Consider the following 22,177-nt stretch of genomic DNA (forward strand, 5'->3'; position numbering starts at 1 on the left):
AACCGACATGGGCAGCGTCAAGCAATCCATTGGCAAGCTGGCTATACAGACTTTGAAAAACACTGAAGATATAGAATGGATCAAAGAAAACATGGTTACCAAAAACGACCATAATAAAGTGATGACGGCTTTGGATGAGGTCTTGCATATTGTGAGGCGGAGCGACGAGGAGAGGGTGGTTATGAATGCCAGATTGGACCGGCTGGACGCCCAGAAGGCCGATAAAACCGAAGTGGAGCGCCTCCGCTGAAGCTATGGCATATAGCGCTTGAAGGGGCCAAGCCACGCCACGCCATAGGCGGAGGCTCCGCTTTGCCACCGCTTTGCGGGGCAAGCGGGGCCGTTGGCAGAAAGCGTAAGCGGAAAAAATAAAGATCCATATCGGAATGGAATGAAACGGCCAAAAGGGAGATTATACGATGAACAAATATTTCACATTAGCATATTGGATTGACGACGGTTGGTATGTGGGTAGAATAAGAGAAATTCCCGGCATTTTCAGCCAGGGTGAAACCCTTGATGAATTGAAGGAGAATATAAAAGAGGCATACAATCTGATGCTCCAAGAGGACAAGGCGGCGGCAGAAGAAGGTTTCGATGTCAAGGAATTAGAGTTGGCGGTTTGAAAAGGAGGGACCTCTTACGGCAACTGGCGGCCGCAGGATGTTATTTGGCGAAACATGGCGCTAATCACGATATCTATGCCAATATGAAAAACGGGAGAAAAGCTCCGGTTCCGCGCCATTCAGAGATAAAAGAAAGCCTTTGCGCTTTGATCAAAAAACAGTTGGGTATAGGAATTTAGCCTTTTGCAGGAAAACTTTGAATAATTTAAACAATTATAAAAGCATTTAACTTGTGGTGAGTTAATCGAACCAAATGAAACCCCGAAATAAAATAGGCTGTGTTGGCATGATTCTTGCAACACACACACACACACAATAACACTCTCTTAAATAAAAAAGAGGGCGTAGTAAATACTAAGGCTTCGCGCTTTCCGTAAATGGAAGGCGCGGGGCTTTTTTGTTTTAAGCTTTTCCATTTAGTTTGAATGAGCATATGAAAGGAGGTGAATCATATGGCAATAAGAATTGGACGCAGCTTTGCGGATCTGATAAATGCTTTGGAGCAAATCATTGCCGGCCTGAAAGCGGCCACCGGCGACGCCAAGCAAAAGGCTTATGCCGTGGAACTGGGCAAATATTTGAGCGCCCTGCGGACGTTGGATGAAAAACAGGAGAAAGCCAAGACAGAGTTGCACTCGGTTTCCAAGGATTTGAATAAGAACGAAACCGAGGCGCGGTTGTTGCTGGGCAAGACGGTAAGTTATTTGGAATCGGAATATGGCAAATCATCGCCGGAATTGCAACAATACGGGGTGGCCCGCAGGCAGCCGGGCGGCAAAAAGGGGCCGAGGGTAAAAGCTTAGAGAACCGGGCCAGGATTTTACGGTATCCCAAGGCGGTATTTAAGTATTGTGAAGCGTATTGCAATATCATGGCATGATACTGCAATACCAAGCCTGGGTAATACCGTATCTTGTCGTGATACGCCAGTACAGGGACAAGATACTCGAGTATATTGCCGTAATACGCCAGTACCGGGTCAAGATACGCGAATATTTTGTCGTAATACGCCAGTATTACTATGAAATACGATAGTATTATTAGGTTTGGGCAAGTCCAAAAAGGTTTTGGGGCTTCGGCGTGTGACTTCGGTGTGCCTGCGTGCCATAGCCCCGCCAACGGCGGGGCGCAAGCGTGAGGCTTCGGCAAGCTCAGCCCAACGGCTCAGCCGAACGCCGGAAAAAATTTGATTTTTCCCAGGGGGAACCGCCAAAATCCCATAACAACAGTGTAAAACGAGGAATTGGCTTGAAAATAAAGACTACGTTAAAAACAGCATTTCTGGCGGTGTTGATGTCGCTACTGGGTTTTAATGCGCTTTATGCCCAAAGCGAACCCCCCGTTATCCGCTTTGGCGGCGGCGCGCAAATCGGAGGTTCAATATTTTTCCCCGGCGATTTCAAGGAATATGCCTTTGATTTTTGGGACGACCTTTGTTCCCAGTTTGGCGAATGTGCGCCGGAGGCCAAGGCCATCTTTCTGGGATACAGTTACAATTATCGGGGAGTAATGCGGTTCAACAACCTGATACAGGTTGAAGGCTGGATGGAAAAATTTTATGGCTCCGGCGTTGGAATCACGGCGAATTACTACCTTTCGGAATATTACAACGGCAGTTGGACTGAACAAGAGCTTAACGCCGAATATAACTGGAGCCCCAGTTATAAAGCGGGCGGGCTGACTGTTTTATTGACGCCCGGGGCCAAAGATAAATCCCGGATGGCTTTCCTTACCGTCGGGGCCGGGCTCGGCGTTTACCGCGGGACATTGAATTACCGGTCAAAGGGCAATTATATCGTTAATGGCAGCCAAGCTGCCTCGTGGAACGTCAACCAGGATTTTAACGGGAAAACCCTGGGTTATAATGCGGTACTGGGAATAACTTATGCCCCGGTTGATTTCCTGGAGACCGAGAGCATGTTTGCGGGGAGATGGGCCAAAGCGCCGGAATTGGTAAACGATGAAGGAGATATATTTACAAATCCCTATAAAGGCAATAAAAAGGTTTCGCTGGACTTTTCCGGGTTTGAGATCAGGCTGGGGATTAAACTGATGCTTCCTTGATTATTGATGATATGAGCCGGATTTGTTATAGTCTTATAATACTATTTTGTGCATTTCCTGGTTACGGTCTGCCGAACAACGGGCTATCGGCGGAGGAGATACCTTGGTCGTACCAATATTATTATAATCAATTTATTAATGATCCGGTCCAATTTAACAAAAGGTCGCTTCCTTTTACACAGTGCCTGTTGCAGAATTTCATAGTTCTTTACCAGCGCAATTACTCGAAAAGCTCCTGTCAGTTCGTGCCCTCCTGTTCGCGGTATTCATACCTAAGCTTTGAGCTGTACAGCCAGCCAAAGGCGGTGGTTAATACCCTATGTCGCCTGTGGAGATGTAACGGATCTACTGCTGGCCAGTATCAACGGTTGGACGACTTCTATTTTGACCCACCTTTGGTATTAGCCAAGCACAGCGATGAACCACAGGGCGAGGCGAACGTTTTCCAGCCAGATTATATAAACTGGCTCATCAATAAAAAAGAATGGACGCTCCTTTACCAGCATTGTACCGAACGGGAGTATCGGTCGCCTTCGTCTTCAAATCGTTTATTGCTTACCAAAACGGCCCTGCAGTTACGCCGCTACGACCGGGCGCTTTTATGGATAAAGAATGAAGACGGCGATACGGCCGCAGTACTCAGGGCGATTACCCACTTTAGAATGGGGCAGTACGGCGCCGCTAAGGAGGAAATTGCCCGATGTCCGCTTGCAGGGGATTTGAAACTCAAGGGTCAAGCTTTTTGGCTGCATAGCTTCATTGAGCAACCGGAAAAGCAGGACACCTTATACTTGGTTGCCATTGCCCGGGATACATCGAATACACATATGAACCATATTGCCCTAAGGGCGTCACGGTTGTTGCAGGAACGCCCCCGATGGCCATCGGTTGTTTCTTCGGCCATTATTCCGGGCGCCGGACAGGCGGCGAATGGCTTCCCCACCGACGGATTGTTTGCATTTGTATTCGTAGCCGGAACCGGTGCTGCGGCCGCGCACGATCTGCGAACCAAAAACTATGGCGGAACTGCGCTTTGGGGTCTGGGTTTTATCTTTTCGTACGCGTCAAACCTCGTTTCTGCCGCCCAAGCGCCGCGCAAGCGCAACATCAGGTACATCCGGCAGCTTCATGCCGAATTAAACCAGTTGTATACGCCCGGTTCCAACGACTTTGACTATTAAAATTAAAAACATAAACAACCATAAACCAATAAACCTATCAACACTAACCCAAAAACGAAAGGACAACCACAATGAAACGAACATTGGCAATCTGTCTGCTCATCGGTCTGACCCTCTGCCTGGGGTGCGCCACGATCAGCGTCCGCTATCAGATGACTGCGCCGCAACCGCAAACGGTCACGGTGCAAGGCCTGGATCCCAAAGACAAAATCATCGAAGTTTTCGACAACTACCAGAGTACCGTAGCCACTGGAACTTGGATGTGGATGGTCTTAAAGAGGGGGAACGCGTACAACCTATGCAAGATAGACTTAGTGGGCGGTCGGGTAAGCGACATCCAACCTTTGACAACCTACAACCCTGCCCAACCGTTCTACTGGACGAAATTCGCCGAGACCAAAATGGGCGGCGGCGCGGCCTGTGTCGGCGCTTGTATGTCTGCGACGCCGTGCGGCGGAACAACCAACAAATGGGGCTTTGAAATAGAAAAGCAATTCTGGGGCAGCACCAATCATAGCGTAAGTATATCCTACCAGTATTCGGAAAAGTCGTCGTCTGATTTTGGTCAGTCCTATAGAGCATCAGAGTGGCAGGCCGGTTTCAGGGAGAGTTTTGCCAAAGGGGATACCATTGTAGACATCGGAAAATATAACGGCTATAGCAATACGTATCTGTTAAAAACGCATCCCAAGGCCCGTTACTATCCGCTTTTTGCCAATGTCTATATAGGCTTTCAGCCCAATTCAATGAAGGATGTAGCAATCGTTGATATGTTCATTTACGATATAGTCCAAAAAGAAGCATGGGGCGCCGATCTGGATTTTGGAAAAGGGTCTTTCTACGTGGATGGAGCGGTTACCCCGGATTATTCCACTGCTTGCCTTATTATCGGTCAACCAGGCAATTACACGATAAGGCAATATAAACCGAATGAATTGATGCGAGCCATTAAAATGTTTAAGACCATCCAATAAATTACAACCGGATTAGACGCTTGTCGCAAATTTAACGACAACATGTTTGTCGTAAATTACAAGAACAAAGCGTTCTGCGGGCGGACTTAAAGAATGACTCACTTCCCCCCTCTCTTTTAGAACCAAGAGAGGGGGGAAGCCGGAGGCGCGGGGTGAGTTCGGTGTCGGACAGGCAAGATAAATGTGGGTCACAATTTGGCCTTGGGAAAATACTATAGTAACAATTTATCCACAATTCCTGTTCGAGCAATAATATTAAAGAGAGGACTTATGACTCGTGTGGTTGATAAATACGAGGTTCAGCAATCTGATTTTAATAAAATCATAACAAAGTTGTTTAAGGAAAACAACTGGACCGACGCATTTATAAAACACGACAAAAATCAATTTTTTATAAGGCTTATAAACCATAAACCTAACCTAAAAACAAAGGACCATCGCCATGCGTAAAGCAATAGCTGTGTTAGCAGTAGTCATCGGAATAACTTTTACGGTTCCCGTGCAAAAATCCAATGCCGGGGGAATATCGTTATCGCTATCGCCAGAGATTGGATTGGTAAATTATTCCTTAAAGGATTTCGGCGATTCCCTGACTGCTTGGGGGGGCATGGAGAAAGGACACAATTTTTTGGAATTCGGCGGCAGCGCAAAACTGCGGGTCGGCCTAACCGAGGATTTTGGCATTTACGGCAAGATGGGAGGGGCATACGCTTCAAAGACCAATCCTGTTTATAAAACAGAAAGTTATTCAAACGCGTATTATTCTGAGGAGGTAGCAATCACTGGCGATGTGAAATTTACCATGCTTAATGCAAATTTATCAGTCGGCGTAAGTCAGCACATTTCTGCTTTGTTGCCAGAGGGATTGGAAGCGCATGGGGAATTTAGGGCAGGTGCAGCTTTGTCCAAAATTGCATTGGACGATCAAATTACGTATACAGTGGATTATGAAGGTACGATATATACGAATACATATGTAGAACAGTGGAAAATTAGTGGTATAGGCTTTAATTGGGCTGTGTCCTGCGGCGGAGAGTTTTACCTCACTAAAATATTATTCTTTGGGATAGATGGCGAGTATCATGGCGGCACAATCAGCGAGTTGACGACCGAGAGTTATCTTATTGATGGAGCCGCCGTACCCAATGGGCCAACGGGTCCGGTTAAATATTCGTCCGGGGAAAACGCCACATTGGGCTTGTCGGGGTTTGCTATTAAGGGAAAACTTGGAGTGAGATTTTAACACCCAACCGCAATGGATGCTTCCAAGGTTTAAACGCCCAGCTTTATTAAGCTGGGCGTTTTATTTTGTCACCACACAATTGATACCTATCGGCTCTTTTGTTTTGCCTTGCAATTCTGTTTTTATTATGTTATCCTAATTGCCATGTTGTATAAAAAACTCATCATAATTCTGGCATCTTTAGCTATAGCCTTATCATCCTATGCCCAAAATCCGGACCAGAAGTTTTGGCAGGAAGCCGCGGCATTGGCCAAAGCCGGCAAACATTCCGCTGCATTGGAAAAATACCAAACAGCCTTAAAGCCAGTCAAGGACCAAAACCTATTTCGGCAGGCTGCCGCCATCCTACAACAGGCCGGGGCCAGGGACGAGCATCTCAAACTCTATCTTTGGGGCCGCACGACATTAAAAAACAAAAAGGCCTTTGCCCGGGAACTGGCCGAGATTTACTCGGCTCAACTAAGCTATGCCCAGGCTTTGCCGGAATGGGCGATGGCTTTTGAGACCCAGCCCGATTATGCCCGCCTTAAGATAGAAGAAATAGCCCCGGTGTTCGGGTACCTGCCCAGCGCCAGGCTGCTGGAGGATGCCGGAAATTCCAAGAACGAAGCCTGGCAAGCCCTGCTGTCCGGGCTTTACCTGAAGGGTTCTGATCTCCGGCTGGCCTGGGACCGCTGCAAAAGGATCTCCGACAAAAATATTTCGGGAACGATCTTGCGGCGGCTTTTGAATTCCCCCGGACTTTCTTTTGATCTGGCCAGAGACATCGTGGATGAGTATGTCTCCCGAAATCCCCCGGATAAGAATTACTGGCAATACCGGCTGGCCGAGCTGCTGGTCCAGGACGGGCAAACCGATAAGGCTGAACAGGTCTACCGCAACATGAAGGAAGGAAGGACCGGCCTTTATTTGGCCAGATTGCTGTTGGAGCAAAACCGCAAGCCGGACCAAGCTTTGGAAGTCATCAAACGTGAACAAAGATCATGGCCGGATTCTCTGAAGACAGAAGGCTTTTTCCTGAAGGCCCGGTGCTTCATCGCACTGGACATGCCCGACAGCACCAAGGCAGTCTATGCTCAGCTGAGCGATTCCACCCGGCCCTTAAAGGTGCGGCAGCCGGCCCTCTTCCATTCCGGGGAGCTTAGCCTGATGAACCAGGATTTTGACGGAGCCTTGGCCTTTTACCGGCAGGTGGCGGCTCTGGGTTCGGAGAATGACGTGGTCAACGACGCTTTATCCAGATTACTCTTGATTACCGACTGCAAAACTGATAGAATAAATCTTTTACAGGAATGGGCCAAAGGGTTCAAACTCCAGAGCCAGTTCCGGTATCCCCAGGCGGAAATGTCTTATCAGAAAATAATCCAGAGCGACACTTCGGGACAGCTGGCCGACCTGGCTTTAAACGGGCTGGCGGAAATGTCGTTCAGCAGCCGGGATTATAAAAAAGCGGCCGAATACTGGGGCAGACTTTTCAGCACCTCCAAGGACTCTTCGCTGGCGGCCGAGGCCTGCTACCAAAGGGGACTGCTGTTAAGGGACAGATTGTCCGACCCCAAGGAAGTGCTTAAGTGCTGGGAGGAAGGGGTCATCAAATATCCCGCCACTTCGTGGGCCGAGCTGATGCGCGAGGAACTGGGACGAAGCAAGGGAATCAAAAAGTGAAATCAAAAACAAAATATAAAAGATTAAGGAACGCCATCATGGCCAAAGAGCACAAGCTGTTAATGGAGCCAAAGTCTATCTGGGAAACAGCCAGGGAAAGCGACAAGAAAAATTTCTTTGCCCTGGCCAAGGATTATTCGGTATTTTTGGATCAGGGCCGCACCGAAAGGCTGGCAGTGGAATTTTTGGCCAAGCTGGCCCAGAAGCACGGGTTCGTTCCGCTGGAGAAGCAGAAGAAATGGCAGGCCGGAGCCAGGGTCTACGCCCTCAACCAGAACAAGAACATAGTGCTGGCGGTGCTGGGCAAAAAGCCGCTGGAGCAGGGAGCCAGCCTGATCGCCTCGCATCTGGACGCTCCCCGGGTGGACCTGAAGCAAAACCCCCTGTATCAGGACGAGGACCTGCAAATGGCCCTGCTGCGGACCCACTATTACGGCGGGGTCAAGAAATACCAGTGGGTCAACGTTCCCTTGGGGCTGTTCGGCCGGGTGATTCGCCGGGACGGAACATACGTAGACATCGCCCTGGGCCAGGACCCGGACGATCCCTGCTTAGTGATACCCGACATCCTGCCCCATCTCAACAAAAAGGAACAGTCCGAGCGCAAGGCCGGCGAGGTGATCAGGGGCGAGGAGATGCTGTTGGTCTGCGGCGGGATCCCGGTGGCCGATAAAGAGGTCAAACAGCGGGTCAAAACCGCGGTGATGGAGCATCTGCACCGGCTGTACAAAATAGAGGAAGAGGATTTCGTCAGCGCCGAGCTGGAGGCCGTGCCATTGACCCCGGCCCGGTTCGTGGGCTTTGACAAAAGCTTTCTGGGCGGCTACGGCCAGGACGACAAGATCTGCTGCTATGCCTCGGTCCGGGCCATCTTCGACTTCAAGGTCCCGGAGCGGACCGCGCTGGCCGTCTGCGTGGACAAGGAGGAGATCGGGTCCGAGGGCAGCACCGGGATGCAGTCCAATTTTCTGGTCAACTTCCTGGGCGACCTGATGGCCCTGGCCCAGCCGAAGTATTCCGAGAGCAGTCTGCGCAAATGTCTGGCCAACAGCTTCGCCCTGTCCGGCGACGTCAACGCGGCGGTGGAGCCCAACTTCAAGGGCGTGCACGAGATGTCCAACGCCTGCCGGGCCGGTTTTGGCGTGGTCATTACCAAATACACCGGGCACGGCGGAAAAAGCGGCTCCAGCGACGCCAACGCCGAGTTCGTGGGCTATGTCCGCAAAATATTCAACCAGGCCGTGGTGCCCTGGCAGGCGGCGGCCTTGGGCAAGGTGGACGAGGGCGGCGGCGGCACGGTGGCCAAATTCCTGGCCCGGCACGGCATGAACGTGCTGGACTGCGGACCGGGGCTTTTATCTATGCACTCGCCGTTCGAGTTGGTCTCGGTGGCCGACCTGTATGCCACCTATCTGGGATACAAGGCATTTCTCAATGCCTGACGCCCCGCATTCATCACATAAACAATAACAGGATATCGGGCTAAAAATTCCTTGAATCTCATTTGCTTTTAAGCTATAATCAAAGGTCAGGGCCGGAAATATATAACACCCTGGCCTTAATTATTTTACCAAAAATCCAAGCACAAATAAGCAGCAGGGAGAAAAATCGTTATGGTCATGCAAATGATGCGCCGCAAAATGAAGGTCATCATGTGGGTGGTGGTGGTCACCTTCGTGGTGGGATTCGTCTATGTCATCATGGGCACCGGCGGCAGCCTGGGAAAAAGGCAAGACAAGCTATCCCGGGGCATAGCCGGCGAGGCGGGCGGGCAAGAGATATCAACCCGCCAGTATCAGGAGGCCCTGAGCCGCAGCCGGGAACAGTACCGCGCCCGGTTCGGGGCCGATCCCGACGAGGCCGCCTTCCGCCAGATGGAGCAGGAGGTATGGCAGGGGCTGTTGGGATCGGTGATCTTGCAGCGGGCCTACCGCCAGTACGGGATCAGGATCTACGACGAAGAGATCGTGGGCATCATCAAGAATCGGCCCCCCAACGAGCTGATGCAGGACCCCCAGTTGATGACCAACGGCCAGTTTGACATGCAGAAATACCAGTCGGTCATCTCCAATCCCCAGAACCTGGCCTGGCTGGTCAATTACGAGAACCAGCTGCGGGAACAACTGCCCCAGCAGAAGCTGAACCTGCAGGTGCTGGCCGGGGTGCGGGTGACCGACCAGGAGATCATCAGGGTGTTCCAGGACCAGAACGAAAAAGTCAAAGCCAGTTATGTGGCGGTGGATCCAGCCAAATACTTCAACGCCCAGGAAGAAGTCTCCTCAACCGAGATAGCGGTCTATTACAAATCTCATCAGGACGAGTTCCAGGCTCCGGAGCGGGTGAAGATATCCTTCGTGGCCCTGGCCAAAGAGCCCACCGAGCGGGACCTGGCCGAGCTCAAGCTTAAGATAGACGACATCTACGCCCAGGCGGCCAAGCCCGGGGCCAGTTTCGACACCCTGGCCATGGAATACTCCGAAGATCCGGGCTCGGCCCTGAACGGCGGCGACCTGGGCTTTTTTGAAAAAGAGACCATGGACCCGGCTTTCGCCGAGGCGGCCTTCAGGCTTTCGCCCAAGCAGATTTCAAAACCCTTCCAGAGCAGCTTCGGCTGGCATATAGTCAAAGTGGAAGAAAGAAAGACCGAGGCCGGGAAACTCAAAGTCAGGGCCCGCCATATCCTGCTGCGAATCAAACCGGGCGAGGAGACCCTGTCCCAGTTGCGCACCAAGGCCGAGTCTTTTGCCGAACAGGCCAAAACCGAGGAATTTGAAAAGGCGGCCCAAGCCGCAGGCCTGCAGGCTATACCCACCGGCTTTCTGCCCCGAGGCGGTTTCATTCCCGGGCTGGGCGCGTTCCCCGAGGCCTTGAACTTTGCCTTCGACGAAAAGGCCGGGACCATAAGCCAGGTGCTGGAGGGCGACGGGGCGCTGGTGGTGGTCCGGGTGCTGGAGAAGCGTAAGGAAGGGGTCCAGCCTTTGGCCGATCTGGAACAGCGCATCAAGATGACGGTCATAAAAGAACGGGCTAGGGACAAGGCCAAGGCTTTGGCCCAGCAGATAAAATCGGCCATTAAGTCCGGGCAGACCATGCCGCAGGCGGCGGCCGCCGCCGGGGCCAGGTTCGACACCACAACTTTGATGACCCGCCAGGATATGGTGCCGGGAGTGGGGACCCGCAACGAATTCTTCGGCGCGGCCTTCAGCCAGGCTTTGGGAATTGTCGGCAACCCGGTGTCCACCGATTACGGGGTTTATCTGATCCGGGTGGAAAAGCACATCATGCCCGACCAGGCCCTGCTGAGCCGGCAGGCGCCCCAGATTTCCCAGCAGCTTCTGCAGGCCAAACAGCGCCAGGCCATGCAGCAGTGGTATAATTATTTCCAGGGCGGACTGAAGGTGCGGGATTACCGGGTGGCCGGGATGTGATTTCCGGCATCGGTGAACTATCTGTAAATAAAAAACTGTCCTGCATTTCTCTTTCGCCCCGCCGGCCACTAAGCATATCCGAAGTGTGGCGGGGCTATGGCGGACAAGTTTGCGGGGCGGTTTTTCTGTATCTGTTTTTTATAGTGGGGCAAAAGAAATCTGTTCGATTTAAAAGCAGAATGCTGGGACCGCCCCGGTGTGTCGTGTTACTATTAAGCTGGTTTGCCCGCCTATAGGCGGACTAATGTCCACTATCAAGTAAATTATGCTGCCCTCCAAAGGCGGACTACTGCCCGGCAGGTAGGAATAATGGCGCCGGCGCAGAACCCCGGCCAATAACCATAAAATAAAAAAGCCAGAGATAATCTGGCTTTGAATATTCTGGTAGCGGCTCAGGGATTTGAACCCCGGACACGCGGATTATGATTCCGCTGCTCTAACCAGCTGAGCTAAGCCGCCGCTTTACAATCTCATGGTCATGTCCCTGTGTTATGGTAGCGGGGAGAGGATTTGAACCTCTGACCTTTGGGTTATGAGCCCAACGAGCTACCAGGCTGCTCCACCCCGCGACGTACTTTCGTCATAAGTTATAATGATACCAAACTTTGGGGCCGGTGTCAAGGTATTTCTGTTTTCTGTTAATCAAAGTTGAAAAGTGTTTCTGTTTACGGGGCCTTTTTAAGCCTTGAAAAAACCGGGTTAATACTTTATAAAATATCATTTAAACCGCAGGAGTCCTTATGACCAAAATAATCCCCAGCCTCCAGTCCAAGTGCCACATGAACGGGGTGATCTTTGATTATCTGGAAAAGAATCACCTGCCCGATCTTTTGCGCTGGGTCTGATCTCGGCCGGGCTGCTGATATACAAGAACAAAGCCAGGGAGCTGCCGGGAAAAATATCCACTTTGCAGGCGGCCTGAGGGTCTGAAATCCCATAGCTGCAAAAAGGGCTTTCCCGAAAAACGGGAAAGCCCTTTTCTTTATGCTTTTCTCACCACATGTTTCTGCAGATCGCTGTGATCAGCTAACGTTTCCCCTTCAGGGAGTCCGAGGAATAAAAGCGGTAGGAGACCTCTCCGGGCCGGACCATTCCCAGGTTTTCCCGCACCAGGGCCTCTATGAACAGCCGGTTTTCCTGAACCAACCGGATCTCCCGCTTCAGGATCTCGTTGTGGGCCAGGCTGACGATGATCTGCCTTTTTAAATAGGCCTGCCGTTTATGCAGCTTCAACATCTTGATCCAGCCGTAATTCCCCAGGCCGAAGGAAATCACCACCACCCCGGTGGCTCCCAGGACCAGAGCCAGAACTAGCTTTTGGCGGAATTTTTTATTTTTGGCCGAGCGGTTCATTTACTGTTAGTAACCATTCAGCCACAAAGACACACTCAAAGCCACTACTTTCGTTAATTGTTAATCGTAAATCGTTAACGGTATTTGTGCTTTCGTGCCTTTGTGGCAAGTATAATTTACTGTTTAAAAGCGGACTGTCCGGGGTAGACGGCGGATCCGCCCAGTTCCTCTTCGATCCTCAGCAGCTGGTTGTATTTGGCCACCCGCTCGCTGCGGGAGATGGAGCCGGTCTTGATCTGTCCGGCATTAGTCGCCACCGCCACCTGGGAGATGGTAGTGTCCTCGGTTTCGCCCGAGCGGTGCGAGATCACGGTGGTGTAGCGGTTGGCCCGGGCCAGGCTGATGCAGTCCAAAGTTTCGGTCAGGGAGCCGATTTGGTTGAACTTGATCAGGATGGAGTTGGCCACCCCCTTCTCCAGCCCCGTCTGCAGCCGTTTGACGTTGGTGACGAACAGGTCGTCGCCGATCAGCTGGATATTTTTCCCCAGCTTTTCGGTCAAGAGTTTCCAGCCGTCCCAGTCGTCCTCGGCCAGCCCGTCCTCCAGAGAGATCAGGGGGTACTTGGAAGCGAAGGAGGAGTAAAGCTCCACCATCTCGGCCGGGCTCAGTTTCTTCCCGCCCACCTGGTACGACCCATCCTTGAAAAACTCGCTGGAAGCAGGGTCCATGGCCAGGAAGATCTCGCCTCCCGGTTTGTAACCGGCCTGACCGATGGCCTCCACTAAAAACTGCAGGGCTTCTTCGTTGGATTTCAAAGGCGGGGCAAAGCCGCCCTCGTCGCCCACCGTTACCGGGTAGCCCTTTTTATGCAGTATTTTGGTGAGGGCGGCAAAAGTCTCCGAGGCCATCTGAATGGCCTGGGAAAAGCTTTTGGCCCCGGCCGGGACGATCATGAACTCCTGCATCTCGATGTTCCAGCCGGCATGCTTGCCGCCGTTCAAAAAATTCATCATCGGCACCGGCAGGGTCTTGGCGTTGGCCCCGCCCAGATAACGGTAAAGGGGCAGGCCGGAAGATGAGGCGGCGGCGTGGGCCGCGGCCAGGGAAACGCCCAGCACGGCATTGGCTCCCAGTTTTGATTTGGCCGGAGTGCCGTCCAGTTCAATCATGGTCCGGTCTATTTTCACCTGCTCCCGGGCGTCCATTCCCGTCAAAGCCGGGGCGATGATTTTATTGACATTGTCCACCGCCTTTTTGACCCCCTTGCCGCCGAACATTTTGGGATCGCCGTCCCGCAGCTCCAGCGCCTCGTGCTGGCCGGTGGAGGCCCCCGACGGCACCGCGGCCCGGCCGAAGCTTCCGTCCACCAGGCGGCAGTCCACCTCCACGGTGGGGTTGCCCCGGGAGTCCATTATCTGGCGGGCCCAGATTTTTGTGATGTTTGACATGGTGGAATCCTCTCCAGCTATTTTTTAATGAATTATTGTTGATATAGAATTGAACATAATCCGCAGATGGATCGCAGAGGCCTTTGCTAAAGCTAGTGCCTCCGCTAAAGCTATTGCACTCTCAGCCAACCTGCCTGCGGGCTATAGCCTGCCTTCGCCGAAACGGATGTTCGGCTCCACGCCTGTGCGCTGAAGCGCTTCGGCGCGCAAGCGCGCAGGCAGGCCCTTCGGCGGGCGTAGGCCTGTCCGCCGTAGTAAACAACGAAGGAGGAAGTGTGAACGAAGGAGGAAGGCTGATCCGCCGTGCTTGCGCGCCTGCCTATGCCGAAGCGGCTACGCGCAGGCAGGCCATAGTGCACTTCAGCACGCCATGCCCCGCCTAAAGGCGAGGCTCCGTTTTGCCACCGCTTTGCGGGGCAAGCGGGGCCGTGGGCAGGCGTGGAGGAGAGGAAGCCATAATATTAAAGCCTAAGCGAATGATCGCAGATTGTTCTGGTTGCCTTAAAAATACCTGTGTGCATCGGTGAAAATCTGCGGATAAAAATAACCCCGGCTTTAGAGAACGACTAGTCAACGATTTTTTCCAGACGGAACTTTCCCTCCCGGTAAACGGCATAGGTGAAATTGCCGAAAAAATCCCCCAGGTTCAAAAAAACACGACCGTCCTTCTCCTTCAAGGCCGGCTGATGGGTGTGGCCGAACACCACCGCCTGATAACCCAGGGCGAAAAGCCTGCCGGCCTGACGTTCCAAAGGCGCCTGATCCGCGTATTTATCCCTGGTCAAATGAGTGCGGGAAACCTTTGAGAACCAATGGGCGAAGGAGACGGCCAGGTCGGGGTGGATCAGGCTGAAAAGACGGATGTTCAGAGGATTCCTCAACGCCGCCTTCAAAATTCTGTAATCCCGGTCCGACGGGTCCAGGCCGTCGCCGTGGCAGAGCAAAACTTTTTTGCCGTCCAGTTCAACGGTCAGATCATCTTTGACGATGTTCATCCCCAGCCTTTGTTCCAGAAAAGATCCCGTCCAGTAATCGTGGTTGCCGGCCAGCAGGGTGATCTCCACCCCGGCCCGGCGCAGTTCCAGCATTTCCGCCAATACTTCAAAATGTTCGGACTGGACCACGGTGCGGTACTCGAACCAGAAATCGAACAGGTCGCCCAGTATATATAAAGGGCCGGGCTGATCCTTGATTATGGCAAAAAGCTTCTTCAGCCTTGAAACTTTAAGTCGCTCCAACCCGGGGTCGCCCGCCCCCAGGTGGACGTCAGATAAAAAGTAAAAGGATCTTGACATAAAAATGCAGTCGTGGTATCTTAAATTGTTAAAAGTTTTGGCGGGGGTCTTAAAGCCTCCAATACCGTAAAACTATATCACAAGCAAAAATAAAAGGCAACTGAAATTTTTGTTGACTTTTCATCTGCCGATGCTTAAAATGGTCAAATGGATGGAATAATGAGCGCTATAAGATTTAGAATCCCGGCCATCTGCCTGGTTCTGGTTCTGGCGGCCTTGAGCTGCGGTCGCAATGCGGCCCTGGACAAGGGCCGGCAGTTTCTGGAGATTGGCGACCTGGGCAAGGCTATTGAGCAGTTCTCTAAAGCCGTGCAGGACGACCCCAAGCAGCCTTTGGGCCATTACTATCTGGCCAAGTCCTATTGCCTGACCGATTCGGCAGTTTTGGCCCGCAAGGAGTACGGAATCTTAAGCCGGCTGGATTACCAGGCGGCCCAGGACACTTTTTTGCGGCAAAAAGTGGCGGTGTTCTCCGGCCTGGAGCCGTATGCCCTGACCCGGCTGACCTTTTCGCCGGGCAACGACGCCCTGCCGGTCCTCTCTCCCGACGGGACAAAAATCGCCTTTTCCAGCAAGCGGGACGGCAACCCCGAGATATATATCATGGATGCCTCCGGCCAAAACCCAAAACGGATCACCAATAATCCGGACCTTGACTACATGCCGTCTTTCAGTCCGGACGGGAAAAGCCTGGCCTATATCTCCGACCGGGACGGAAACAACGAGATATATCTTTTTGACCTGCAGTCCCAAAAAGAGCGGAGGATGACGGCAAACAAATTTGACGACCTATTTCCTAGATTTTCCCCGGACGGGGGCGAGATATATTTCCTAAGCGACCGCGACGGCCGTTACGAAATCTGGAGGCTGGTTCCGGGAAAGGCCGGCCAACCCCAGAAAATGGAGATGGCCGGCGAGGATAAAGGCAACATAAACATCTTCGACATCTCCGGAGGCCAGTTCGTTTATCAGCAGGAACAAGAAAACCAGGTGTTTCTTAAATCGCGGTCCTTGACCGGAGGAGATGCCAGGCAGATCAACTGCCCCTCGTTCCGGGCCGGATTACCCACGATACTCTCGCCTGATGGGAGATATCTGCTGTACACTTCTTCCCGCCAGGGCAACGACGAGGTTTATCTTTACGACCGCCAGACGGACCAAAATCTCCGGCTGACCGTCAATCCGGCCGAGGACGTGGCCTTCGGGATGTTTCCCGGCCAGAAGACGGTATTGTTTGATTCCCAGCGCGACGGCGACCGGGAGATATACCTGCTGCATTTGGACCGGCTGATATCAACAGACCAAATCATCAAGGCCCAGGGGCAATAAAATAATCCCGGCAACAATAACTTGGGGAGACAAAAATGGAATGGCGATGTTCGATCTGCGGCTACGTCTACGATCCCAATCTGGGGGATCCGGACAGCGACATCAGACCGGGGATATATTTTGAATATCTTCCATTAGACTGGATCTGCCCCGAATGCGGGGCCGGCAAGGAGGTATTTGAAGCCGTAGACGATGGTTTTGAAGATGAGGAGTTCGTGCCCCGGAACATGCTCTGAGGAAAAACCGCCCAGGTCCGGTATTTTAAAAACACAAGGAAGTCTGATACAATTAACAGCGAACAATAAACAGTGAACTATGAACGGCAAACAGTAAACAGTAAAGGCAAAGTTATGCAGATTACCCATTACGGGGTGCGGGGATCGATTCCGGCGCCGGGGAAGGATACCGTAGGTTTCGGAGGCAACACCACCTGCGTGGAGGTGGTTACCTCCAAGGGCCAGCGGCTGATAATAGACTGCGGCACCGGCATCCGCAAACTGGGCTTGAATCTCTTGAAGGAAAAGGATATTCCCGAAATCCCGATCTTCGTGACCCACGTCCACTGGGATCACATCCAGGGTCTGCCTTTCTTCCTGCCGATCTACATGTCCCGCTTCAAAATCCGTTTTTTGGGGGCCAAGGAAAGTTTTGGCCGGCTGTATTCCACCCTCTACGACCAGATGGACGGCTACGTTTTTCCCGCCAAGCTGCAGGAGGTGCAGTCCAACATCAACTACCAAGTGGTGGACGACGACGAAGGCTTCAACCTGGGCCAGATACACTGCGACATCATCCGCAACAACCACCCGGTGCCCACCTATGGGGTCAAGATCCACGACAACGGCAAGACCTTCTGTTTTTTGACCGACAACGAGCTGAAAATAGACAAACCCCAGACCGAGTATAAAAGATTCGTGGAATTCTGCGGTGGAGCCGACCTGCTAATCCACGACGCCCAGTACACCGAGGACGACATGGAAAAGACCCGGGGCTGGGGGCACTCCACTTTCCTGGAGGTGATCAAGCTGGCCGAGGACGCCGGGGTGAAGTCCCTGGGTTTCCACCACCACGACCCGGAGCGGAACGACCGGCAGCTGGAACAGATAATCGGAGAAATAAAGGCCAATACCAAGATCCACATATTCGGGGCCAGGGAAGGCGAAAAACTGGAGATCTAAAAGATTTGAATTATATTTATTAGCCCAGCCCTTAAGGGCTGGGCTAATAAATATAGCATATGATTGATCTAACCATCACCATACCAGAACCCTGCCCTGAATCTGTTTCCGGCGCCATTGGAGAAACTGGCGCTGGATTCGGCCCAGAACAAGCTGATGGTCAACTCCGCGGCCTGCGGGGTGTGCTTCAGTCTGATGGAGTACGACTTTGACGCGCTGGCCGACACCCTGGGCGACCTGTTCGCTTTAAAAGGCGATCCGGTGGTGGAGGCCAACATCCGGGCGGCCCGGGCCGGGTACGACCAGGCCGAACGGGAATTCAAAGGTGTCTGCCCCTACTGCGCCCTGCACCAAAAAGTTCAGCAGGCCAAAGGCCGGATGCTTATGACCGGCAGCGAAGCGGCCGGTTACGGCAGCCTTATCTCAGGACTGTAGTTCCTGTCGGCCTATCCCCTGTCCCCCGCCACCGGCATCATGGAATACTGCGCCGTCAAACAAAAAGAAGTGACCGGGCTGCTGGTGGAGCAGGCCGAGGACGAGATCGCGGCCGTCAACATGGCCATTGGTGCTTCGGTAGCCGGGGTGCGGGCCATGACCTGCACCTCGGGCGGAGGCTTTGCCTTGATGACCGAGAGCCTGTCGCTGGCCGGGATGACCGAAACCCCGCTGGTGATATTCATCGCCCAGTGGCCCGGCCCGGCCACCGGCTTTCCCACTCGCACCGAGCAAGGAGATATCCTGTTCGCACTTTACGGCGGGCCCGGCGAGTTTGCCAGGGCCATTTTGGCCACCGGCGATGCCGAAGAGACGGTTTACGCTATGCAGCGGGCCTTCAACCTGGCCGACAAACACCAGACCCCGGTAATCGTTTTGGGCGACCAGAACCTGAACGATTCCTTCTGGACCGTTAACGAGATCGATCCTGGTAAAATACCCATAGGCCGCGGCAAGCTCCTGGAAAACTGGGATCCATCATTGGGCCCGTATAAGCGCTATCACCTGTCCTCAGATGGAATCTCGCCCCGTCTTATCCCCGGTGCCACCGAAGAGGTGCAGTACTGGGATAGCGACGAGCATACCGAGGAAGGGCACATCGCCGAGAGCGCCCCGGTCCGGCTTCAGATAACGGCCAAGCGTCTGGCCAAACTGAAAGGGCTTAGGGAAGAGGCTCTGTCACCGGAAGTTTTCGGGGAATCCCGGGAAGCGGCTCTGGCCGGCTTCGGCTCCTCCAAGTGGGCGGTGCGGGAGGCGGTCCAGCAGTTGCAGGAGAAGGTCTCGGCGGTGCATTTCAGCCCGGTCTATCCTTTGCCCCAGGAAACGGTGGAACTGTTGTCGGGGTATAAGAAGAACATCATAGTGGAATAGAACGCCACCGGGCAGTTTGAAAAGATGCTGCTGGGCGAGGCCGGGATCAAGGCCGACGGTTCCATCAGAAAATTTGATGGACGTCCCCTGACGGCGAAGTATATAGTTGATAGTTGGCAGGTGCCAGGACATCGTTGACAGTCTTTAGTGGTAAACCTTTAGATTGTGGGCAAGACACGCTTAGCATTTACGATTTTGCATCATTTCGGTGTGGTTGGAAGACAAATAGAAAATGGATATTGACCCCTAAAGATATAGAATTCATCAAAGTATCTTTGGTAAACAAATTTTCTAAATATGGCACACCGGACAAGTTAATAAATAATGACCTTAGTTATAAATCACTTACTGCACATCGTTATCCTTATTGGGTTGGGGTCAATAAGGCTGTTATAGATTCAAGCGTAATAACCATTATTGCCACTTATCTCTATAAGTCCGGTATAGATTGGATAGACAAATATAAACCGGAATTTACGGTTTCCTTGAACTATCTTGTATATCCTGAACCGCATATAATATCTGGTAATTATCTTGAAGATGGAGAAATGTTTCCACCCTACCGCTTCAAGCACAATGGCGATGATATTATCAAGTTACATAAAACAGAAAATATAATTAGTCTAAGCAGAGCTAAGCTATTATTAGCCAAACAAGGGGCGGATACTACAAAGTTAACAGTAAAAATCTTTCCCCAGGATAGCGAACAAAGTCAATACGGGCAAATATGCTTATGTGCACCCAAAAATGAAAAATGGCGGGGCTATCTTATAATGGTAAACATTGAAAATGGTGCTGTGCATAGAATACTTACTTATTTTTGTACAACATAGAATAAAATGCATAACTATGTACGCCTGCCAATAAACGGCCTTGCAACAGCGTTATTATTATTTCTACGGTCATGGCTTCCCAATAAAAGTGAGTAAAGTATGCTTGATGTAAACATCTATAAAATCGAAGACGAAATCGCCTGGTGTCCGGGCTGCTATAATTTCGCCATCCTGAAAGCGGTCAAACAGGCCCTGGCCTCGCTTGATATCGCTCCCCATCAGGTGATGTTCTCCTCAGGGATAGGCCAGGCCCCCAAGCTGCCGCATTACCTGAAATGCAACCTGTTCAACGGCCTGCACGGGCGGACGCTTCCTGTTGCCACCGGCATCAAGCTGGCCAACCACGGCCTGCATGTCATCGCCGAGGGCGGGGACGGCGACGGGGCTACGCCGAGGGGGGCAACCACTTCGTCCATGCCATGCGGCGTAACATCGGGGTTACCTATCTGGTCCACGACAACCAGATCTACGGCCTGACCAAGGGCCAGACCTCGCCCACTTCGGAGCCGGGCCTGGTCACCGGCACTACGCCCTTCGGCAGTTTCAACGCTCCGGAGCACCCCCTGGCTTTGGCCCTCGCCTGCAACTGCAGTTTTGCGGCCCGCGGCTTTGCCGGCGACTCCGAACATCTGGCGGAACTTATCGCAGCGGCCATTAAACATTCCGGGTTTGCCCTGGTGGACATTCTTCAGCCCTGTGTTACCTTCAACAAGCTGAACACCTATCAATGGTACAAGGAGAGGGTCTACAAACTGGGGCCGGACTGCGATCCATCAGACCGTTCCAAGGCCTTTGCCAAGGCGTTGGAATGGGGGGACAGGATACCTTTAGGGATCATCTATAAGAGCGACCGGCTGCCGCTGGAAAACCAACTGCCGCAGTTGAAGCCCGGTCCGCTTGTCAAACAAGTTCTCGACCTGGAGCAAAGACAAAACCTGGTTGAACAGTTTAAATAATGAGGCGTTTATGGACAAAGTAGATTTTGTGCTGTACCAGGGAGTGCGGATATTGCTCCTGGATGTCAGCCATTCCCAAAGTGCCGAAGAGAACATCTCAGCCTTTCAGGAGGCCCAGGCTCTGATAGTGCCCCAACCCCCAAGTCGATGCGGATTTTGACCGACGTTACCCGGGCCCATTATACCACCCAGACGGTGGACACCATGAAGGAATTTTCCCAGGCCGTCACCCCTTACGTTCTGGCCAGCGCCGCGGTGGGGGTAAGCGGGATCAAGAGGATAGTGCTGCAGTCATTGGTCAGACTCTCGGGCCGGGATATCAGGATGTTCGACGACCGGGAACAGGCCCTGGACTGGCTGGCGGGACAGTAATCAACAATTAACAGTGAACAATTAACAATAAACAGTAAACGGCAAACGGCAAACGGTAAACAGAACAGGAAGTATGCTGAAAAAGATCGATCCCAAAAAACTCAAGGTCAATCCCTTCACCCTGATGAGAGACGAATGGTTCCTTTTAACTGCCGGAAAAAAGGGGGACTACAACACCATGACCTGCGGCTGGGGTACCCTGGGGTATTATGGAACAAGCCGATTGCCGTGATCTTCGTCCGGCCCACCCGCCACACCTACAAGTTCGCCAACAAATACGATTACTTCACCCTTTCGTTTTTTTCTGAAAAACACCGCCCGGCCCTCAAATTCTGCGGCAGCCATTCGGGCCGGGACTGCGACAAAGCCAGGGAGGCCGGCTTGACCGCAGGATTCACTCCCAGGGGCAATGTCTATTTCAAAGAGGCCCGGATGGTGCTGGAATGCAAGAAAATATATTTTGATGATCTTGATCCCAAAAGGTTCCTGGACCCCGGGACCGAAAAGAATTATCCCCAAAAAGATTATCACCGGTTCTATGTGGGGGAGGTCCGGAATATCTTCACTTCGGCATAATGCGGCCAACCAACAAAAAGTGGTTGACGGACCTATATTTTAAGTGATAAAATAAGGGTAAGTTCGGGGAAGCATGGCCGAGCGCCACCGCTTCCATCATGAATTTTATTGAGCGGGGTGCCGCCAATCGGCGGTGAGGCGATGGCGGCGGTCTTGCCACCGCCTATGGCGGGGTGCCGTCAGCAGCGGCAAAAACCCGTAAATTGTATGTATTACCTGAAAAAAGCGTTAATTGTATCTTCCTGAAACAACAATCCGCGCAAACATTGAGTTTCAGGAGGATAGTCCTATAAATAATTTTGCAAACCAGTTGAATTATCGTGATCGAATGCTATCGATTCTTTTAATAAT

Annotated in this window: 22 protein-coding genes, 2 tRNA genes and 2 pseudogenes; 21 read left to right on the forward strand and 5 right to left on the reverse strand. The window is 52.2% G+C overall.

Translation table 11 applies throughout. From position 1 onward, the window contains the following. The 11 genes from HY768_04850 to HY768_04900 form a co-directional block, all read left to right on the forward strand. Positions 1-250 (forward strand): hypothetical protein (locus HY768_04850; protein MBI4726541.1); only part of this gene is annotated, 250 nt, incomplete at its 5' end. 169 nt (positions 251-419) lie between these two features. Then, positions 420-626 (forward strand): type II toxin-antitoxin system HicB family antitoxin, encoded by a 207-nt coding sequence (locus tag HY768_04855; GenBank protein MBI4726542.1) that lies wholly within the window; start codon positions 420-422, stop codon positions 624-626. Then, positions 623-805: a type II toxin-antitoxin system HicA family toxin gene (locus tag HY768_04860; protein ID MBI4726543.1), complete on the forward strand. Its 183-nt coding sequence runs from the start codon at positions 623-625 to the stop codon at positions 803-805. The genes HY768_04855 and HY768_04860 overlap by 4 nt, the downstream gene beginning before the upstream one ends. Positions 806-1,078: 273 nt before the next feature. Continuing rightward, a complete protein-coding gene (locus HY768_04865; GenBank protein MBI4726544.1) occupies positions 1,079-1,429 on the forward strand; it encodes a hypothetical protein in 351 nt (116 codons plus the stop codon). Positions 1,430-1,874: 445 nt separating this feature from the next. Continuing rightward, positions 1,875-2,690: a hypothetical protein gene (locus HY768_04870; protein MBI4726545.1), complete on the forward strand. Its 816-nt coding sequence runs from the start codon at positions 1,875-1,877 to the stop codon at positions 2,688-2,690. Further along, the gene (yidD, locus tag HY768_04875; protein ID MBI4726546.1) at positions 2,687-3,871 is read left to right on the forward strand and encodes a membrane protein insertion efficiency factor YidD; all 1,185 of its coding nucleotides are present in this window, start codon (positions 2,687-2,689) and stop codon (positions 3,869-3,871) included. Before HY768_04870 ends, yidD begins: the two co-directional genes overlap by 4 nt. 71 nt (positions 3,872-3,942) lie before the next feature. After that, a complete protein-coding gene (locus tag HY768_04880; GenBank protein MBI4726547.1) occupies positions 3,943-4,845 on the forward strand; it encodes a hypothetical protein in 903 nt (300 codons plus the stop codon). A 442-nt stretch (positions 4,846-5,287) separates the two neighbouring features. After that, a complete protein-coding gene (locus HY768_04885; GenBank protein ID MBI4726548.1) occupies positions 5,288-6,088 on the forward strand; it encodes a hypothetical protein in 801 nt (266 codons plus the stop codon). A gap of 144 nt (positions 6,089-6,232) precedes the next feature. Further along, the gene (locus HY768_04890) at positions 6,233-7,753 is read left to right on the forward strand and encodes a hypothetical protein (protein ID MBI4726549.1); all 1,521 of its coding nucleotides are present in this window, start codon (positions 6,233-6,235) and stop codon (positions 7,751-7,753) included. Positions 7,754-7,791: 38 nt separating this feature from the next. Next, the gene (locus HY768_04895; protein MBI4726550.1) at positions 7,792-9,195 is read left to right on the forward strand and encodes an aminopeptidase; all 1,404 of its coding nucleotides are present in this window, start codon (positions 7,792-7,794) and stop codon (positions 9,193-9,195) included. 171 nt (positions 9,196-9,366) lie between these two features. Next, on the forward strand, positions 9,367-11,181 hold the full coding sequence (locus tag HY768_04900; GenBank protein ID MBI4726551.1) for a peptidylprolyl isomerase: 1,815 nt from the start codon (positions 9,367-9,369) through the stop codon (positions 11,179-11,181). Positions 11,182-11,563: 382 nt separating this feature from the next. On the opposite strand, the gene HY768_04905 is transcribed toward HY768_04900, so the two are convergent. The 5 genes from HY768_04905 to HY768_04925 form a co-directional block, all read right to left on the reverse strand. After that, positions 11,564-11,640, reverse strand: a tRNA-Met gene (locus HY768_04905). A gap of 33 nt (positions 11,641-11,673) precedes the next feature. Further along, a tRNA-Met gene (locus HY768_04910) sits at positions 11,674-11,750 on the reverse strand. Positions 11,751-12,207: 457 nt separating this feature from the next. Then, positions 12,208-12,534, reverse strand: a complete 327-nt coding sequence (locus tag HY768_04915) for a septum formation initiator family protein (GenBank protein ID MBI4726552.1) — start codon at positions 12,532-12,534, stop codon at positions 12,208-12,210. A 116-nt stretch (positions 12,535-12,650) separates the two neighbouring features. Continuing rightward, entirely contained in the window at positions 12,651-13,922 is a 1,272-nt protein-coding gene (eno, locus tag HY768_04920) for a phosphopyruvate hydratase (GenBank protein MBI4726553.1), read from the reverse strand. A 566-nt stretch (positions 13,923-14,488) separates the two neighbouring features. Next, a complete protein-coding gene (locus HY768_04925) occupies positions 14,489-15,217 on the reverse strand; it encodes a UDP-2,3-diacylglucosamine diphosphatase (GenBank protein ID MBI4726554.1) in 729 nt (242 codons plus the stop codon). Positions 15,218-15,376: 159 nt separating this feature from the next. On the opposite strand from HY768_04925, the gene HY768_04930 reads away from it, so the two are divergent. The 10 genes and pseudogenes from HY768_04930 (at position 15,377) to HY768_04975 (ending at position 21,826) form a co-directional block, all read left to right on the forward strand. After that, on the forward strand, positions 15,377-16,546 hold the full coding sequence (locus HY768_04930; GenBank protein MBI4726555.1) for a PD40 domain-containing protein: 1,170 nt from the start codon (positions 15,377-15,379) through the stop codon (positions 16,544-16,546). A 35-nt stretch (positions 16,547-16,581) separates the two neighbouring features. Then, positions 16,582-16,782: a rubredoxin gene (locus tag HY768_04935; GenBank protein ID MBI4726556.1), complete on the forward strand. Its 201-nt coding sequence runs from the start codon at positions 16,582-16,584 to the stop codon at positions 16,780-16,782. Positions 16,783-16,896: 114 nt separating this feature from the next. After that, a complete protein-coding gene (locus HY768_04940; GenBank protein MBI4726557.1) occupies positions 16,897-17,724 on the forward strand; it encodes an MBL fold metallo-hydrolase in 828 nt (275 codons plus the stop codon). 117 nt (positions 17,725-17,841) lie between these two features. Next, entirely contained in the window at positions 17,842-18,159 is a 318-nt protein-coding gene (locus tag HY768_04945) for a 2-oxoacid:acceptor oxidoreductase family protein (GenBank protein MBI4726558.1), read from the forward strand. A 39-nt stretch (positions 18,160-18,198) separates the two neighbouring features. Beyond that, complete coding sequence (locus tag HY768_04950; protein MBI4726559.1) at positions 18,199-19,089, forward strand: hypothetical protein; 891 nt, start codon at positions 18,199-18,201, stop codon at positions 19,087-19,089. 239 nt (positions 19,090-19,328) lie between these two features. Next, a complete protein-coding gene (locus tag HY768_04955; protein ID MBI4726560.1) occupies positions 19,329-19,922 on the forward strand; it encodes a hypothetical protein in 594 nt (197 codons plus the stop codon). 99 nt (positions 19,923-20,021) lie between these two features. Beyond that, positions 20,022-20,878: pseudogene (locus tag HY768_04960) on the forward strand (2-oxoacid:ferredoxin oxidoreductase subunit beta). Between the two features lie 10 nt (positions 20,879-20,888). Further along, positions 20,889-21,038 carry a hypothetical protein gene (locus HY768_04965; GenBank protein ID MBI4726561.1) on the forward strand — a complete coding sequence of 50 codons (150 nt, stop codon included), beginning with the start codon at positions 20,889-20,891 and terminating at the stop codon, positions 21,036-21,038. Continuing rightward, positions 21,035-21,250 (forward strand): hypothetical protein, encoded by a 216-nt coding sequence (locus HY768_04970; GenBank protein ID MBI4726562.1) that lies wholly within the window; start codon positions 21,035-21,037, stop codon positions 21,248-21,250. Before HY768_04965 ends, HY768_04970 begins: the two co-directional genes overlap by 4 nt. Positions 21,251-21,323: 73 nt before the next feature. Then, positions 21,324-21,826, forward strand: a pseudogene (locus HY768_04975) (flavin reductase). Positions 21,827-22,177 lie beyond the last annotated feature (351 nt).

This window comes from candidate division TA06 bacterium, assembly GCA_016208585.1.
Lineage (GTDB): Bacteria > Edwardsbacteria > AC1 > AC1 > EtOH8 > UBA5202.